General features: G+C 57.2%; 16 protein-coding genes. 6 read left to right on the plus strand and 10 right to left on the minus strand.

The genetic code is table 11. The features are described 5' to 3' along the window. Positions 1-45: 45 nt before the first annotated feature. From lepB to GZH47_RS12790, 9 genes are all read right to left on the minus strand, one after another. Entirely contained in the window at positions 46-750 is a 705-nt protein-coding gene (gene lepB, locus GZH47_RS12750) for a signal peptidase I (protein ID WP_162640431.1), read from the minus strand. A 28-nt stretch (positions 751-778) separates the two neighbouring features. After that, positions 779-2,194 carry an S-layer homology domain-containing protein gene (locus tag GZH47_RS12755; protein ID WP_162640432.1) on the minus strand — a complete coding sequence of 472 codons (1,416 nt, stop codon included), beginning with the start codon at positions 2,192-2,194 and terminating at the stop codon, positions 779-781. Between the two features lie 280 nt (positions 2,195-2,474). Continuing rightward, entirely contained in the window at positions 2,475-3,074 is a 600-nt protein-coding gene (locus GZH47_RS12760) for a response regulator transcription factor (protein ID WP_162645218.1), read from the minus strand. 81 nt (positions 3,075-3,155) lie between these two features. Beyond that, positions 3,156-4,301, minus strand: a complete 1,146-nt coding sequence (locus GZH47_RS12765; RefSeq protein WP_225446466.1) for a sensor histidine kinase — start codon at positions 4,299-4,301, stop codon at positions 3,156-3,158. Positions 4,302-4,305: 4 nt separating this feature from the next. Further along, entirely contained in the window at positions 4,306-5,058 is a 753-nt protein-coding gene (locus GZH47_RS12770; protein ID WP_162640433.1) for an ABC transporter permease, read from the minus strand. A gap of 81 nt (positions 5,059-5,139) precedes the next feature. Further along, positions 5,140-6,030 carry an ABC transporter ATP-binding protein gene (locus tag GZH47_RS12775; protein ID WP_162640434.1) on the minus strand — a complete coding sequence of 297 codons (891 nt, stop codon included), beginning with the start codon at positions 6,028-6,030 and terminating at the stop codon, positions 5,140-5,142. A 522-nt stretch (positions 6,031-6,552) separates the two neighbouring features. Further along, on the minus strand, positions 6,553-7,500 hold the full coding sequence (locus tag GZH47_RS12780; RefSeq protein WP_225446467.1) for a DMT family transporter: 948 nt from the start codon (positions 7,498-7,500) through the stop codon (positions 6,553-6,555). A 102-nt stretch (positions 7,501-7,602) separates the two neighbouring features. Then, positions 7,603-8,058 carry a DUF2269 family protein gene (locus tag GZH47_RS12785; protein WP_162640435.1) on the minus strand — a complete coding sequence of 152 codons (456 nt, stop codon included), beginning with the start codon at positions 8,056-8,058 and terminating at the stop codon, positions 7,603-7,605. 191 nt (positions 8,059-8,249) lie between these two features. Then, positions 8,250-8,816: a PadR family transcriptional regulator gene (locus GZH47_RS12790; RefSeq protein ID WP_162640436.1), complete on the minus strand. Its 567-nt coding sequence runs from the start codon at positions 8,814-8,816 to the stop codon at positions 8,250-8,252. A 213-nt stretch (positions 8,817-9,029) separates the two neighbouring features. Here GZH47_RS12790 and GZH47_RS12795 point away from each other — a divergent pair, with 213 nt between their 5' ends. The 6 genes from GZH47_RS12795 (at position 9,030) to GZH47_RS12820 (ending at position 14,506) form a co-directional block, all read left to right on the plus strand. Then, positions 9,030-9,530 carry a hypothetical protein gene (locus GZH47_RS12795; protein ID WP_162640437.1) on the plus strand — a complete coding sequence of 167 codons (501 nt, stop codon included), beginning with the start codon at positions 9,030-9,032 and terminating at the stop codon, positions 9,528-9,530. Positions 9,531-9,648: 118 nt separating this feature from the next. Then, positions 9,649-10,017: a Na-translocating system protein MpsC family protein gene (locus GZH47_RS12800; RefSeq protein ID WP_162640438.1), complete on the plus strand. Its 369-nt coding sequence runs from the start codon at positions 9,649-9,651 to the stop codon at positions 10,015-10,017. A 222-nt stretch (positions 10,018-10,239) separates the two neighbouring features. Further along, positions 10,240-12,624: an FdhF/YdeP family oxidoreductase gene (locus tag GZH47_RS12805; RefSeq protein ID WP_162640439.1), complete on the plus strand. Its 2,385-nt coding sequence runs from the start codon at positions 10,240-10,242 to the stop codon at positions 12,622-12,624. A 112-nt stretch (positions 12,625-12,736) separates the two neighbouring features. Further along, positions 12,737-13,528, plus strand: coding sequence for a formate dehydrogenase accessory sulfurtransferase FdhD (fdhD, locus tag GZH47_RS12810; protein ID WP_162640440.1), 792 nt, complete (start codon positions 12,737-12,739; stop codon positions 13,526-13,528). 58 nt (positions 13,529-13,586) lie between these two features. Next, positions 13,587-14,018, plus strand: a complete 432-nt coding sequence (locus tag GZH47_RS12815; protein ID WP_162640441.1) for a VOC family protein — start codon at positions 13,587-13,589, stop codon at positions 14,016-14,018. A 44-nt stretch (positions 14,019-14,062) separates the two neighbouring features. Beyond that, entirely contained in the window at positions 14,063-14,506 is a 444-nt protein-coding gene (locus GZH47_RS12820) for a GNAT family N-acetyltransferase (RefSeq protein WP_162640442.1), read from the plus strand. Positions 14,507-14,651: 145 nt separating this feature from the next. On the opposite strand, the gene GZH47_RS12825 is transcribed toward GZH47_RS12820, so the two are convergent. After that, complete coding sequence (locus tag GZH47_RS12825; RefSeq protein WP_162640443.1) at positions 14,652-16,265, minus strand: response regulator; 1,614 nt, start codon at positions 16,263-16,265, stop codon at positions 14,652-14,654. Between the last annotated feature and the right edge of the window lie 6 nt (positions 16,266-16,271).

Here is a 16,271-nt window from a genome sequence, read left to right on the forward strand (position 1 = left end):
TATACTAGCACTGCGGATTCCGGCCTTGCAACGAACGAACCGGAACTAACCGTTCGTAATCGGCTTCGGCTGACCCGTAGACCCGATAACCTTGCCGAGCACCAGATCAAGCTTCAGCGGTCCAAAATAATTGCTGCCCCAGCCGCGTTCCGAAGTATCCGCCAGCACATAGACGGTTCCTTCCGGCACCGTCAATTCAGGTACGGTTTGATGATAGAAGGCTTTCATCGTTGCCTGGCAATCCTTCGGGCAGCTGTTGAAATCGACACTGCTCGCGAGAAATTCCTTCTCGGTCTGCCCCCAGTGCAGCAGCCGGCCGTAGTAGGTGTCCAGAAGTTTCCCGTTTATGTAGATGACGCTGTCGCGGACGGAGTAACGCTCTCCGGCCAACGCGATGACGCGGCCTGCGCTCTGCTTGGGCGGGGTGTAATCCGCCTCATGTTCAATTTCGGGCATCTTAAACCAAACGACGTCTCCGCGCTGCGGCGGTTCCAGCTTATAGGCATCCGGATCAACGACCAATTGGCCGACGAGATCGGTGGAATAGTTGCTCTGCTTGCCGGCCATGCCGTCGGAATAATAATCGATCAGCAGCTTGCCGCTTGTCGTCGCCACCTTCGGCAGCGTCAGCGGCGTCCGCGAATCCTTCACGACGCGCTCGGGCCTAGCCGTGAACGCCCAAATTACCGCGATCAGCACGAGTATCGCCGCCGCGCTGCCGATCAGGCGCAGTGTCGGTCCTTTCCGCATCCGTTCAGCCCCTTTGCCGATTAGACGATCAGAGATACGTGAATTTGAAACGCACGACTGCGCTGCTGTCCGTCGAAATAACGAATCCGACGTCGCTGTGCTTCGCGATCAAGGCATCCCAGACTGCTTGGCTATTCGTATCCTTGTAGAGCCTTTTGAGCGAAATCGAAGAAGATCGCGCTATGATCGCGGCATCGACTTTCGCGACAAGCGCTGCCGACGAATCGACGGTCAAGCCGTTGTAGACATGATAGTTCAACGTTTTGGCGGTCGCTTGCGGCAGTTTGTCGGTCCATGTATGGTCGAGGCGCAGCTCGTCGTCCGTGACGTTGAAATATCCGTAAGCCTGCTCGCCGGCTTCGTCCGGCACAGGATCATCCCAAGTGACGTCCAGGTCGTAATACGCGCCGTCGATCTTCACTTTGTTCCAGGCGTGCGGCCCGCCTCCGGCCGTGCCTCTTACATAATAAGTCTCAATGCCAGCCATCCGAAGCAGCAGCTGGGCGGTATAGGCGTAGCCTTGGCACACGGCAATGCCGTTTACGAGCAGGCCATACATCGTATAGGAATCGGCAGGCACCGTCCCTTTGCGGAAGTTATCGTAATCGTAGGCGGTATGCAGCACGAGATAATCATGAATCGCAAGCTCGCGCTCATAGTCCGACATGCCCGGCTTGATGATCGCCGCCAATATTTGACGCGCCATCTGATCGACGGTCTTCGCTCGGGTATCCTCGATCACCACCGGCTTCGCCTGCAGCAGCGCATTCAGCAATTCCGATTCATTGTGAACAAAATAACGGCCGAACTGCTCGAAAATCCGATACACGAGCACGATCGACTGTTCCCGCGTCGTCGTCGCTTTCGGCATGAAACGTACATAGCTGCCGGTTCCGTCGCCCTTCATGACGCCGTTCGCGGCCATCATGCCGACAGCATCGCGCGACCATGCGGCAAGCTGCTTCGCGTCCGCGAAGACCGGAGCGCTCCCTTTGCTCTTGCCTGCAGTCAAATCATTCTGAAAGCCTGCTTTCACGAGCGTGTTATAGAGCATCAGCGCGATTTGCTCGCGCGTTATCGTCGCTTTAGGCGAGAACGTGTTCGCGCCCGTCCCTTTCACGATGCCAAGCGCATAGGCTTTCAACACCGCGGCGCTGTTCGTATCCTTGAAGGGGTTGGCTCCCGGCGCGGGCGCCTTCTCATCGGTCAATACTTCGTACAGCTGAACCGCCATATCGCTGAATTCCTGTCTCGTTAACGCCAGCTGATAGCTGTTGGTCAGTCCATACGGGATCAATCCGCTTGAAATCGCCGCGTCGATCTCCGGTTTCGCCCAGGCGCTCGGGGGGCTTGAAGCCGCGGCATCGACCGGTTCGGCAGCGCCGCCAATCTGTCCGGTTAGCAGCGTAACGGCGACGACTATTGCAATCCATGGTTTTCGCATCTGTGTTCGATTTCCTCCTGAGCCGCATTCTCTATGTATCTCATCTATCATTACGAATCTGAAAGTTTAATAGTTCTCCTGCCAAAGAAATTCCAATTACTAGCTTAACATAATAATCTACACGCATTACATTAATTCGAATCAAAGAATGGGAATAGTACCCATTCCTTTCACTCATGATCCGTCAAGAGTTACACGAGAAAAAGCCCCGAAATGCCGATTCGGGCATTCCAAGGCTTATCTTCCCATATCAGCCGCTCGGTTCCGCAGCTGCTTCGGCTTACAACCACCCGTTCTTCTCCGCGATGCCGATCGCATCGATACGGTTCTTGGCCTCCAGCTTCTGAATCGCCTCGGACAAGTAGTTGCGCACCGTGCCCGCCGACAGAAAGAGCCTGCCCGCAATATCGCCGGCGGAGAGCCCTTCGGAAGCGAGTTTCAGCACCTCGCGTTCACGCTCCGATAGCGGATTCTCGCTGTCGAACAAGGTCATGGCCAGCTCCGGGCTGACTGCCCTGCCGCCTTTGAACACCGTCCGCAGCGCGGCGCCGAGCTCGTCGATCGGGGAATCCTTAAGCAGGAAACCGCGCACCCCGGCCCTCATCGCCCGCTGAAAATAACCCGAGCGCGAGAACGTGGTCAAGATGACGACTTTACAGGAATGATCCAGTTCCTTCAGCTTCTCCGCCACATCGAGGCCGCTCATATGCGGCATTTCAATATCCATGACGCAAATGTCAGGCTGCAGCCGCTCGATTAATTCAAGTGCCTGCCGGCCGTCTTCCGCCTGTGCCGCGACTTCGATATCGTCTTCCAAATCAAGCAGCGCGCTGAGCGCGCCGCGCAGCATCCCTTGATCTTCCGCCACGATAACCTTCATCGCGCTCTCCCCTTCCCAGTAAAACCGATTGTTCGATGCCGGCAAGCGCCTCGGCTCCAATCGCAGAAACGCCTGCACCAACTAGTCCGTTTTCCCCGTTTTATCCACCAGAGGCACCGTAAACTCAAGCCGAGTGCCATGATCCGCCCTTCCCGGACCGGCCGTCAGAACGCCCTCGATCAGTTTCAGCCGATCACGCATCCCTTTCATTCCGTTGCAGTTGCCGGCGGCTGCCGATTCGTCTTTCTTGGGCAGACCGACGCCATCATCCTCGATGGAGAGGCGCAAACTGCCCTCATCGCGCTGAAGCTCGACCGTGCACGTGCGAGCCCGGCTGTGCTTGACGACATTCGTAACCGACTCCCGCAGGCACATGCCAAGAATATTATCGATGAGCGGCGACGGAATCGTGATGTCCAGATCCCCCTGCTTCTCCAGCACGATGCCCGCCGCGGCGAGAATCTGCTTCGCATGGTCGACCTCGACCCGAATCGTGACCGCGTTCATCCCGGAAACCAGCTCCCGCACCTGCTTGAGCGCGGCGCGCGAGGTCACTTGAATATCCTTGACTTCCTGCACGGCGCGCTCAGGATTCTTGGCGATCAGCTTCTCGGCCAGCTCGCTCTTCAGCGTAATGAGCGAGAGCGTATGCCCCAGCGTATCGTGCAAGTCCCGGGAGATCCGCTGCCGCTCTTCGTTCTTCGACAGGCGCGCGATTTCTTCGTTGGCCAAATTCAGCTTCTTCCGCAGCTCCTTCGATCGCATGCCGAGCTTCATCCCGATGGGCATGAACAGTATCACGGCCATAGCCGGAAGCAGCTGCACCATCAGATCCTGGTCGTTGTATATCTTCCAATAGAAGAAGTCGAACAGGAACAACGTAATCACAGCCGCATAGCCAACGGCCAATTCCCAGCGCTTCTTCAGCTGGCCGAGGAGCGGCGACGGGTAGAAGGCCAAATAAACGCCGCTGACATCGAACTTCATGCAGAACAGCAGCGCAATCAAGATGAGCCCCAGCGCGGAGAGCAAGCGTCCTCGCTGGAACCAATACCCGCTCACGTAAAGCACGATAAAAATAAGCATGACGAAGAGACACCCGATAATCTCTAACGTCGGCAGCTCGAATAGCGATACGAGCGGAAACACAAGATAAACGAGCCAAATCAATGTAAAAACGAGAGGCGGTCCCTGTTCGGGCCGCCTGAACGATTTGCGCATGCGCATGAATCTACACCGCTTCCTGCTTCCTCATGATATAGGATGATAATACCATGAACACGACCACGTAGGCAGCCAATATTCCGACGCCGGTCCAATCCACCGAGCCGCCGCCAAGCATGTTCCATGCGCCTTGGCCGAGCCGGTACGTCGGCAGCGCTTTGGCGATGTCCTGCATCGTCTTGGACATCGTCGAGACCGGCATCCATAAACCGCCGAGCACGGACATGCCCATGTAGACGATCATCGTGACGACCTGCACGACATCGGGATTGCGCACCGAGCCGAACAAGGTGCCGAGCGCCATGAACGACATGCCGCCGATCCAAATCCAAAGGCCGCAAGACAACCATGTGGAGACAGGCAAGTCAATATGCTTGCCGATGCCGCCGATCAGGAACATCATGACGATAATGAAGAGATTAATCAACGCCTGCGAGGCGATTTTGGATACAATGTACGCCCAGGATGGCAGCGGCGTGATTTTGAGCAGCCGAATCCAGCCTTGGGAACGTTCGCGGGACAACCGCATGCTGAACGTCGAGAAGCTGGCGCCGATGATGCCGTAACACGTCATGGACATGAGATAGTAAGAGCTCCAGTCCACGCCGTCGATCTTCTGAGCGCCGACCGCGCTGGAGAAGAGAAAGAAGAACAGGACCGGCATGATGATCGAGAAAATCACGAACCGCCGGTTGCGGAACGTCCGCAGCAATTCCGCCTTGCAGTGGGCGATCGTTGCCCGTAACATCGTTTGATTCATTCGTATTCATCCCCTAATCGGTAATGGTATATGCGGTTTATCGCGCTAAACATGCCTTGAAACGAATAGACAGGTTAATTATTAATTGGCTTGCTGGACGAGCGCCTGGAATGCGTCTTCCAAGCCGCCGCTGTGGATTTCAATATCGCGCATGTCGAACTTGCCTTCTACGAGCGCCCGGATCAATAGGTCGGTGTCGGTGCTGAACACCTTCACCTTGCGCCCGCTCCACTCCACGTCCGTAACGCCCGGAAGCCGGTGCAGCGCATCCGTCGTAACCGTCGGTCCGGCAACGAACGAGATTACGCGTCCCGTCGTTCCCGATTTAATCTCGCCCGGCGTGCCGTCGGCGATAATCTTGCCGTTGTTGATGACGATGACGCGATCCGCGACGCTGTCCGCTTCGTCCAGGTAATGCGTCGTCAGCACGATCGTCCGGCCCTTGCCGGCCATCGCCCGTACCGTGTCCCAGAACAATTGGCGCGACGTGACGTCCATGCCGACCGTCGGCTCGTCGAGGAAGATGACTTCCGGATCGCCTGCCAGCGCGAGGGCGAAACCGAGACGGCGCTGCTGTCCGCCCGACAACGCGGAAGCCATCTTGTTCTTCTCGGCCTCCAGATTCGAAACTTTGAGCAGATAGTCCAGCGGGAGCGGCTTCTCATAATAGCTGCGGAACAGGTTAATGCTCTCGCCCACCTTCAAGCCGTCGATCACGCTGACATCCTGCAGCATCGCGCCGATCCGGTCGCGGACGCGGATGTCGCCGGGATCGCCGCCGAGCAGCTTCACGGTTCCTTTCGTCGGCTTGTGAAGTCCGAGAATCATGGACACCGTCGTGGTCTTGCCCGCGCCGTTCGGTCCGAGCAGGGCGACAACCGTGCCTTCCGCGATCGACAACGTCAGATCGTCAACGGCTTTCTTGTCTTTATAAATCTTGCTTACGCCGGTTAGCTGAATAGCTGCTTTCATAATCGTTCACTCCTGTCGTCTAACTGATAAACCCATTGTACCCTTCAGTCCGTCAGCTCGGTATGCATGAATATAATGCGTTTCATATGACAAATGTCATTTCTTCCTATTTCGGCTGCTCTCAAGATCGGAGCAAATAGCAGCTTGACTAATCCCACTCATGCGCGTATAATTCACATTTAGTATCAAGTGTAACCTCTGGTTTTTTCCTCGGATTGATTGTGATTTACCCTCCATGAATCACCACAGTTATTTTCCTTTTAACACGGCTGCTTGAAGGAACACGGATTCACACTGGCGCGGTCGAGGAACCGCAAGGACGTTAGAGAGGTTAGGGCTTTCGTTGCTTTCGTGCATGTTTTAATTATGAAAGTAGGAAGACATTAGCGGTTACGCTTATCATACAGGGCAGTGCTGCAAGAATACCGGCGCTAGGCCCGGCTTACATTAATAGACCCCCGCTTCGGGATGAAGCGGGGGTCGTCTAATTTCTAAGGGTTGCCGGCGCTTGGCGTCACGTCGCTAGACGTTCACGGCAGCCGGCTCTCCCCGTTCCAGACTAATCCATATTAATCCCGCCACCATGAAGATTCCGCCCGCCAGCTGCCAGCCGCTGAACGATTCGTCGAAGAAGAGATAGCCTGCCGCTACCGCGAATGCCGGCACCAGGTATCGGAAGAAATTCGCCCGGGTCGCGCCGATTCGGAGCATGCCTTCGTTCCAGACGATGAACCCGATGACCGTGCAGAGGAACACGTTGAACAACACGGCGCTGTACTCGCTGCCCCCGAGCGCACTCCAATCCACTTTGCCCCAGGATGGGATCGTGAACGGAAACATGAAGACGACGCCGAAGGTCGTATACCATGTGCTGAGGTACAACGGCGAGCATTGCTTCATTAATGGCATGCATGCGAGGTTGAACAACGAACCGATGATGCTCACGGCGAACGCCAGCAGGTTGCCGAGCATGTTGTCCGAGGAGAGGTCGAAGCCTTCCGATCCGCCCAGAATGATGAAGCATACGCCGATCATCGCCGCGATTCCGCCGGCCACCAAGCGGGACGTAATCCGCTCGCGCAGGAAGAACGGGCCGAACAGCGCGGCGAAGATCGGCCATGGCGCGACGTTCAGCAGCGACGAATTGGCCAGCGTCGTATATTTGATGGAATACATCACGATGATTTCAAGCGCTGTCAGGCCGACGAGCCCGATGATCATGAACCGAGGCACCATTTTCAGCGAAATCCCGACCTTGCCTTCCTTCAGCTTCAGAATAAGAAAGAAGAACGGAACTGCGAGAGAGAAGCGCAAGAAGGAAAACAGCACGGGATCGAACGTCTCCATCCCTTTGCGCGATACGCCGAAATTCGCCCCCCAGACGGCGGCAACGAGCGCCAGCCCCAAATAATACACCCATTTCCGATCCTGCTTCATCGATCGCCCGGTCCCCATTCCAAGTATTGTCATTATCGATCCTCCACCAGTTTGAAGGATTCCGCTCGGAAATACAATATAAAAAATCGGCGCCGCGCGGGCTGCCGATCGATGAATAACGATTCGTATGGGCGTCTAATAAAATGGCTTCATGATCATCATGACGAACAGCAGGACCCCCATGACCGTCGCGCCGTAATAGAGCCTATTGATGCGATGCAGCAGACCGGCATGCTCTTCGGGCACCGGTGCGTCCGAGCTCAGTCCCGATTCGTTCACCAGCTTGCCGAGCTTCTTCGTTACGGGCGCCGCAAAGCCGATGACGAGCACTTGAATGCCCACGTACAGCACGAGCGAAGCCAGAATCCAGAAGCTGACGAACCGCCAGTCGTCCGCGAACACGAGGATCAAGCCGGTAATGACGGCGATCGTGCCTCCGATCTTGGGGAAGAGCTCCAGCTTGCTGCCGAGTTTGAACGCACTGCGTACTTCGCCGAAGTTGTCTTTCTTCCCGAACAGGGCATGAATGAAAAACGCGGGGCCTACCCCGATAATGGCTGACAGCACATGAAGAAGAACCAGGTACCTCATCCTGAACCCACCTCTTTCACATATTGAGAAAACCATCCCTGATTTGTAACATTATGTATTTTAGCACGCGGGCACTTACAGCTATATTACGCCGGACTTACAGCCAATCATGCCTTCGGATCGCCGTCCGGAAGTCCGTTCGGCGAATTTATTTTGTGCACGCCCGGATGAGGCAGGCATGCCGCGAGACGTCAGTTCCGCTCCGGCAGTGCGGATGCGGAAGACTTGAACAAAGGCAGCGCCCAGTCGACCCAGTCAATCTCTTCTCTCACTACGCGCACCCTCCGCTGATAGAGCAAATAACGGCCGAACTGCCTGGAAGCGTAGTCGGTCACGGGCGGATCCTGCTCCTCTTCCATCAGTTTGATTTCTCCCTCCAGCCGGCGCAGCCTGGTGAGCAGCGCTTCGCGCCGTTCGAGGAACAGCCTGCGGCTCGTTTGCGGTTCCATCAGGCCGATCGCGTAGATTTTAATAAGAAACTCGTCGCGTTCCAGCTTCTCCGCCGCCGGCTGATCGCGAATCCACTGCTGCAGCTCGGCAACGCCGGCATCCGTGATGCTGTACAGTTTCTTGTCCGGCTTCCCGGTCTGGCCGATCAGCTCGAACGTCACGTAGCCCGCCTTCTCCAGCTTCGCGAGCAGCGGATAGATCTGGCTGTGCTGCGCCTGCCAGAACACCTGCAGCAGCTTCGTCAGTTCGTAGCCCGAACAGGGCTTGCGCGCCAGCATGCAGAGCAAGGCGTACGATAATGCGATCATCTTGAAAATCCCCCTAGGAATGCACTCTTTTGCTCCAAATCGTACCACAAAACCTTGCGGAGCGCATGCTGGATCTGCAGCCCGAAAAAGGCGCGCGGACACGGGATACAGCGATTCCGATCAGGTACCATGAAAGATAGAACTCCCGGGCTATGACCGGCAGCGATATGATGGGAGCAGCAACAGTACATCCATTCCCGAAAGAGGGGTTCCATGCCGAATCCAACGCCATCGCTGCTGAGCGCCATTCCTGCCTTGTTCGCCCGCAAAATGACGACCGCGGCCATCGCGTCGACGGTTATTGTCCTCTCCCTTGCCCTCACGAACATCTGGGGGATTACGTTCGATTCATGGCGGGAGCTGCTCGGCCAGATCTGCTTTCTGCTTCTCTATGTCGTGCCCATCATCTACATCTACGGCGTCGCTGCTTCCATGTTGATCGAATTCCTGCTCTTCAAGCTGTCGCCCTATCCCTGGACGCATCGCCTGCTTTCCTTGCCGCTGCATGCCTTCTTCGGCTTCCTTGGACTGTGGCTTCTCTTCCCCTCCATGCAGATAGGCGGGTGGGGCGCGGCTTTCGCCTCCCTCTTCTTCCTTATGGATTTCGCTTTGTCCAAACTCCGCGCCGGTTACGAGGCTTCGCATGCGGTGATGAGCTTTATTTTCCTGCCGCTGCTGCTGTTCTTCATAAGTATCGTTGGTGTAAATTTCTAGCCGCTGCATTGCCATGGTTGCGCTTTCTTGCTAAGATGAAGCTAGGTTTGAAGGCGATGCCGCACGATACGGAACAGCGCTCCTGTCACCGGTTCTGCGGTCAAAACGAGGTGCGCGCATGAACAAGGTCGAAGCGGAATTCAGCAACTTGGTGAAAGCTTATCGCAAGCGGCATATGGGCAAAGGCCCCGGCCGCATAACGACGACCTTCTGCAAGAATTGGGCGATCTGCGAAATGGAAGGCAATCTGTCGCCGGTGGAGAAATTCATCGCGGCGGCCAACGACGGCAAACAGCTGCTGCGCGAAGCGCGCACGCAGTGGGTGAAGGAAATTTACCGCAGCCATCCGCCGCTCGAAATGGAGGCACTGCTCGGCGCGCGCTACCTCGAGCTGTACGTGGATATCGATATCGACAAAGACTTCGGCATGTCCGTCTTCGTGTTCGATCAAGACATCGAGCGCAAATTCGGCAGCAGCCGTTCATGATTGTGATTGTGAGTGTGAATATGCGCTTGGCGCTTGGCAGCGAACCTGCGAGAGACTAACCGCGTTCGAGACGATTTTTTCTTGGCTTATGAAACCCCGGCCTCCTGTCATGGGATTGCCGTTTCGAGTTTCATTCGGAAGAAAAAGCCGGACTCGGCGCGGTTTTTTTATTTCTTCGCAGACGCCATTGGGCGCTTCGCCATTAACGAGGAGGCAAGTTCCATGGGGAAAACGAAGCATACGGGGCCGATCAAGCTGCCCTCCCTCCCGGATCCGAAGCTGTGGGTGAGCAAAATGCCCTTCGGGCTCGGCAAGGTGAAGCCGCATCATATCCGCGACACGCTGAAGGTGGTGGCGGAGAACCGCGACAATCTGCCCTATGCGTACCGCATTCTGACGCAGGGCGTATGCGACGGCTGCGCGCTCGGCGTGTCCGGCCTATACGACCAAACGCTCGCCGGGCCGCATGTTTGCACGACGCGCCTTAACCTGCTGCGGCTGAACACGATGCCGGCGATCAAGCCGTCCGTGCTGCACGCGGATATCGACGAGCTGCGCAAGATGGACAGCACCGCGCTCCGGAAGCTCGGCCGGCTGCCTTATCCGCTTATTCGGCGCAAAGGCGAGCGGACCTTCAGCCGCTTGTCCTGGGACGAAGCGCTCGACATGATCGCGGCCCGCATTAAGGCCATCGATCCGAAACAGCTCGCCTTCTACTTGACCGCGCGCGGCATTACGAACGAGTCGTACTACGCCGCGGCCAAGGTCGCCCGCTTCCTCGGCACGAACAACATCGACAACGCGTCTCGCATTTGCCACTCGCCGTCCAAGACCGCGCTCAAGCGATCGGTCGGCATCGGCGCTTCCAGCTGCAATTACAAGGATTGGATCGGCACCGACGTGCTCATCTTCTGGGGCAGCGTCGCCGCGAACAACCAGCCGGTCTCGACCAAATACATGTACGCCGCCAAGCGCAAAGGAACGCGCATCATCGTCATTAATCCTTACCGCGAGCCGGCGATGGACGGCTATTGGGTGCCCTCGATCGCCGAATCGGCGCTGTTCGGCACGAAGATTGCCGACGACTTCTATCAGGTCAACATCGGCGGAGATATCGCCTTCATGCAAGGCGTCATGAAGCATTGGTTCGACATGGAAGAAGCGCGGCCCGGCTCCGCGGTCGACCATGACTTCGTGCGCAAGCACGTCGATGGCTACGAGGCGCTGCGCGAGCATGTACGGCGCCAGGACTGGGCGCAATTGGAACGCTCCTCCGGCTTATCCCGCGCGCGAATGGCCGAATTCGCCGAGCTGCTGGCCGCTTCGAAGACCGGCGTCTTCGTCTGGAGCATGGGGCTGACGCAGCACCGCTTCGGCACGGACAACATTTCGCAGGTCGCCAACTTGGCCTTGCTGCGCGGATTTCTAGGCCGCGAGCATTGCGGCCTCATGCCGATTCGCGGCCACAGCGGCGTGCAGGGCTCCGGCGAGATGGGGGCCGATCCGTTCAGCCTGCCCGGCGGCGAGTTCAAAGGCAGCGACATTCCGCGGATCGAGAGCGTCTGGGGCTTCCCGCTGCCGAAATGGCAGGGCGACATCGTCGGCGTCACGCTGGAGAACGCGCAGCTGCCGGACACGCATGAGCGGAAGCTGAAGCTGTTCTACACGTCCGGCGGCAATTTCCTGGAGACGATGCCGGATCCCGCCTTCGTCCGCGACTGCCTGGAAGCAATCGATATCCGCGTCCATCAGGATATCGTGCTGAATACGTCGACGCTCGCCGATGCGCGCGAAGCCGTAATCGTGCTGCCCGCCATGACCCGCTACGAACAGCCGGGCGGCGGCACCTCGACGTCGACGGAGCGAATGGTCTACTTCTCGCCGGAGATCGACGGTCCGCGCATTGAAGAGGCACGGGCGGAATGGCAGATCTACTGCGACCTGGCCGCGCGGGTTGATCCGAAACGCGCGAACCTCGTTGCGTTCCGGGACGCGCATGCGCTGCGTTCGGAAATCGCGCTCGCCGCGCCGAACTACGACGGCGTTCAATGGCTCAGAAATAAAGGCGACGTGTTCCAATGGGGCGGCGCCTGGTTATGCGAAGGCGGCGTCTGCCCGACGAAGGACGGCCGCGGCCATCTGCTGCCGATCGAGCTGCCGGAGCTGCGCAAGCCGGAGGGGCACTTCTATATCACTTCGCGCCGCGGCAAGCAGTTCAACTCGATGATTTACAGCAGCACCGATCCGTTCAATGCCGCCGACCGTTACGACGTGCTCATGCACCCGAACGACGGCGCGAAGCACGATATTCGGGAAGGCGATGCCGTCGTGCTCTACAACAGCTGCGGCACGTTCCACGGCAGGGCGAAATTCGCCTCGATCGCCGCCGGTAATTTGGAGCTGTACTGGCCGGAATGCAACGCGCTGCTGCCCAAGAAAGTCTACGAGCCCCATGCCGGCATTCCGGAATACAATACGGCGGTCGTGTTGGAGCGCGCGGACACGTTCCATGCGCTCAAGGATACCCGCTATGTCGAGAAGCGCATCGCGGAGCTGGATCATGAAATGGATGAACCGGATGACGAGGGACGGCATTCCGTGCGTTGATAGGCGCTGATAGATTCCGGCCGCAGCGCTGCACTCCTGTCGACGGATCCTCATTTATGCCGAACGTCCCTTTCGATAGACACATGATCTACAAGTAGGAGGAGATCACACTATGCTGCCGCGCATCACGACAACCTGGCCCATCCGCAAATACACGGACGGCGCCGCCTCGCTGCGAGAGGACGACATCGCCTCGGAATATCCGCTCACCGTAGAGCTCGACGGCGAGGAGTTCGCGACGATCGTCTGCTCGCCGACGGATTTGAAGGAGCTCGCGATCGGTTTCCTGGCTTCGGAAGGCATCATCAGAGAAGCCGTGGATTTGAAGGAGCTGCGGATCGACGAGGAACGCGGTTACGTGTATGCCGAGCTGCACCGGCCGCAGTCAACGGGGAAGGACGATTATTCGAAGCGGTTCATCGGGTCCTGCTGCGGGAAGAGCCGCCAGTTTTATTTTCGCAGCGACGCTCGCACGGCCCGGACGTCGATGAGCCGTCTAACGGTTTCGCCTGCGCAATGCATGGCGCTCATGCGGCTGCTGCAGCACAGCTCCGCCGAATTCCAACTGACGGGCGGCGTGCACAATGCCGCGCTCTGCACGCGGGATGCGCTGATCGCCGTTCGCACCGACATCGGCCGCCACAACGCGCTCGACAAGCTGTTCGGCTATGCCCTGCAGCAGCGCCTGCCGGTGGCGGACAAAATCATCGCCTTCAGCGGACGCCTCTCCTCCGAGGTCGTGCTGAAAGCCGCCAAAATCGGCGTCGGCATCCTTCTCTCCAAGTCGGCGCCCACCGACCTGGCCTTGAAGCTCGCGGACGATCTCGGCATCACCTGCGTCGGTTTCATCCGCGGACGCGAAATGAACGTGTATACGCACGGGGAACGGATCGTGGAGCCGTAACTCGCCATTCGCATGAAATGTTTGCGAATACAATCCGATAACGAAGGAGTTCATGGCGGTGGACAAATTGGCATTGAAACGCGAGTTAGAAAGCAAGTATCCGCATGCGAAGGCGCGTCTGGCAAGAATCGAATGCGTCTACATCCCGGTTACGAACGCAGCGACGGCCAAAGCATTTTTCATGAAGCACGGCCTCATTACTTTGTCGCCTCAAGGGAATGTGAAACTCGCCTCCGGACAAGGCATCTTCTTCCTGGAGACGAAGGAGAAGCAGACATCCAATTTCGTGACGCATGATTGGGACGACAATAATGAAGAGCATGAGATGGAATCGGTCTGTTTCGAAGTGACGCAGATTGATGAGCTATATGCGCAAATGAAGGCCGACGGTGCGGCGGTTTCGGAGCTGAAGGATAGCGGGGATTGCGGGCTGGGTTTCCATTTCCGTGATCCGGACGGTAATAAATACATGGCTTGGCAGCAAGCGTAGGGCTGAGCCGTTCTGATTCTATTCAACCTATTGGCGGTGACTGAATGATGCTCACAATCAGGCAAGCGACGCAGCATGATCTTCCGAAGGTGGTCGAATGTTCTCAATTATGGACCGCCGAGAATATCACCTACGGTCTCGGGCCTAACAGCGAGGAAGGCTTGCGTTCGTCGATCGGAGATTATTTCTGGATCGCCGAGGTCGATTCGGACGTGATCGGCTATATTACCGGCAGCGTGCATGAAAGCGAAGGACTGGCTGTCATCGCCGCCGGGGAGCGTTATCTGGAAATCGACGAGGTGTATGTGCATCCCGAGCATCGAAGCGGAACGATCGGCCATCAACTGGTCGACAGACTGCTGCAAACCGCCGAGGGGAACGGCATCAACCGTTCCATCGTGAATTCCGCGAGCAAGCAATGGCGCGAAATCGTCGGCTTCTACGAGAAGCACGGTTTTCAAATGTGGTTCGTTCAAATGTACCGTTAACGAAGCAATCGCACGCCGCCATATCCTGCCGGCCCGGCAGCTATTCAGGCTCGTGCGACGGATGCACGGACTACACGATGCCGAGCCGGCATATTCCCGCCTGTCCGCTTCCTCCGCCGTAGTCGACAAGTCGACACCTCAAGCCTTACTTCTGCCCCGCCCTGTCCCGGTATTCCTGCGGCGTCATGTTCGAATACGCCTTGAACAGCTTGATGAAATGCGGAACCGCCTGATAGCCGACGATTTGCGCAATCTCGTAAATTTTATTGTCGCTGTTGCACAGCAGGTACGTTGCCAGCTCCATTCGGCGGCGCAAAATATAATCGCTCAGGTTGCTGCCCGTCTCCGCCCGGTACGCTCGGGACAAATACGCCGGATGCAAGCCGACATGCGCCGCAAGCGTCTGCAGCGACAGCCCCGTATTCATGTTATGCTCCACGTATTCATGGACCTTGTCGATCAATCCCATCTTCTGCTTCTCGGCCCGCTCGTGAAACAAGCCCCGTATGCTTTCGAAAATGAAGAACGCCCACCGCTCGAGCTGCTTTAACGACGGCGCGGCCGGCATCAGTCCCAACGAGGAGCCGCCAAGCTCGCTTAGCAGCTTCCCTTTCTTATGCGCCATGTACTGGTAAGCATTCGCGATGGCGAAATAGGCTTCGTTGGCATATTCCGGCGGATAATGCACGCTCTTCAGTTCATTGAAGATTTCGTTCAGCTTCTTCTCCGCGCCGTCCCAATTGCCCGTATCCAGCAGGTGAAGCAGCAATGGCGGCCGATACAAGGATGTCATCGTGCCAATAACCACTTGGCTGGGGCTCTCGATGACGCGCAGGAAGGCGCTGTCCCGGCCGTCGTCGATTTGCCGGATGCCGTTCACGAGCTTGCGGTATAAATCCTGGAGGCCTTCGGGGAAAATCGCCCCGTTGCTGCCAAGAACGATCGACATGCTGTTGTTCAGCAACGATTCGGCTTTCTTCTTCAGCGTCGCGGCCAGCTTATCGAGCGCATAGCGATCGAGCGCCGAACCCGTCTCCAATGGCTCGCTCCCTTTCACGACCGGCGAAGCCACGAAGACGAGGTATTCGTTGTGATCCCGGCAGAACCAGAGATGAAAGGCCTCTTGGAATACTTCCTCCGCCATATTCGTGACGGCGTATTCGATCAGGTCCCGATCGGCATTCACGTATTCCTGCAGCCTTCCCTCCAGCCGCACGATGAACATGCCTGCCTCGCGGTTCGCCGAGAAAGGCAAATTGAGCAGAAACAGCTTCCGCTCCAGCTCCGAATACGGAACTCGGTCGCCGCCGAGCAGCCGAACCAACAGCTCGTTGCGCAATGCGGGCAGATTTTCACGAAACGCATACACGTCGCGCTGCTGCTGCTTACGCTGCTGCATTTCGCCAGCGATCTCTCCAAGCAACTTGCCGAGCATTTCCTGCAGCTGCACCGGATTAACCGGCTTCATCAGATAGCCCGACGTATTGTAGGGAACGACGCTTTGGGCGTATTCAAAATCCGCATAGCCGGACAGCACGATGATTTTGACCTTGCGGTCCTTCTCGCGAATCTGCCGAATAAGCTCAATCCCGTTCATCTCCGGCATCCGGATATCGGTAATGACAATATGGATGGTACGTTCTTGAAAGACTTTCAACGCTTCTTCGCCCGAATACGTCTTATGAATATGCGCAAAACCGAGATCGCCTTGCGCAATGGTTACGGCTATGCTTTCAACCTGGGAAGGCGTGTCGTCCACAATTAG

The sequence above is a fragment of the Paenibacillus rhizovicinus genome, from assembly GCF_010365285.1.
In the GTDB taxonomy this organism is placed as follows: domain Bacteria; phylum Bacillota; class Bacilli; order Paenibacillales; family Paenibacillaceae; genus Paenibacillus_Z; species Paenibacillus_Z rhizovicinus.

Bases quoted from the DNA above. Each gene is read 5' to 3' on its own strand.
- lepB (WP_162640431.1), bottom strand. From the start codon at position 750: ATGCGGAAAGGACCGACACTGCGCCTGATCGGCAGCGCGGCGGCGATA.
- GZH47_RS12755 (WP_162640432.1), bottom strand. From the start codon at position 2,194: ATGCGAAAACCATGGATTGCAATAGTCGTCGCCGTTACGCTGCTAACC.
- GZH47_RS12760 (WP_162645218.1), bottom strand. From the start codon at position 3,074: ATGAAGGTTATCGTGGCGGAAGATCAAGGGATGCTGCGCGGCGCGCTC.
- GZH47_RS12765 (WP_225446466.1), bottom strand. From the start codon at position 4,301: ATGCGCATGCGCAAATCGTTCAGGCGGCCCGAACAGGGACCGCCTCTC.
- GZH47_RS12770 (WP_162640433.1), bottom strand. From the start codon at position 5,058: ATGAATCAAACGATGTTACGGGCAACGATCGCCCACTGCAAGGCGGAA.
- GZH47_RS12775 (WP_162640434.1), bottom strand. From the start codon at position 6,030: ATGAAAGCAGCTATTCAGCTAACCGGCGTAAGCAAGATTTATAAAGAC.
- GZH47_RS12780 (WP_225446467.1), bottom strand. From the start codon at position 7,500: ATGACAATACTTGGAATGGGGACCGGGCGATCGATGAAGCAGGATCGG.
- GZH47_RS12785 (WP_162640435.1), bottom strand. From the start codon at position 8,058: ATGAGGTACCTGGTTCTTCTTCATGTGCTGTCAGCCATTATCGGGGTA.
- GZH47_RS12790 (WP_162640436.1), bottom strand. From the start codon at position 8,816: ATGATCGCATTATCGTACGCCTTGCTCTGCATGCTGGCGCGCAAGCCC.
- GZH47_RS12795 (WP_162640437.1), top strand. From the start codon at position 9,030: ATGCCGAATCCAACGCCATCGCTGCTGAGCGCCATTCCTGCCTTGTTC.
- GZH47_RS12800 (WP_162640438.1), top strand. From the start codon at position 9,649: ATGAACAAGGTCGAAGCGGAATTCAGCAACTTGGTGAAAGCTTATCGC.
- GZH47_RS12805 (WP_162640439.1), top strand. From the start codon at position 10,240: ATGGGGAAAACGAAGCATACGGGGCCGATCAAGCTGCCCTCCCTCCCG.
- fdhD (WP_162640440.1), top strand. From the start codon at position 12,737: ATGCTGCCGCGCATCACGACAACCTGGCCCATCCGCAAATACACGGAC.
- GZH47_RS12820 (WP_162640442.1), top strand. From the start codon at position 14,063: ATGATGCTCACAATCAGGCAAGCGACGCAGCATGATCTTCCGAAGGTG.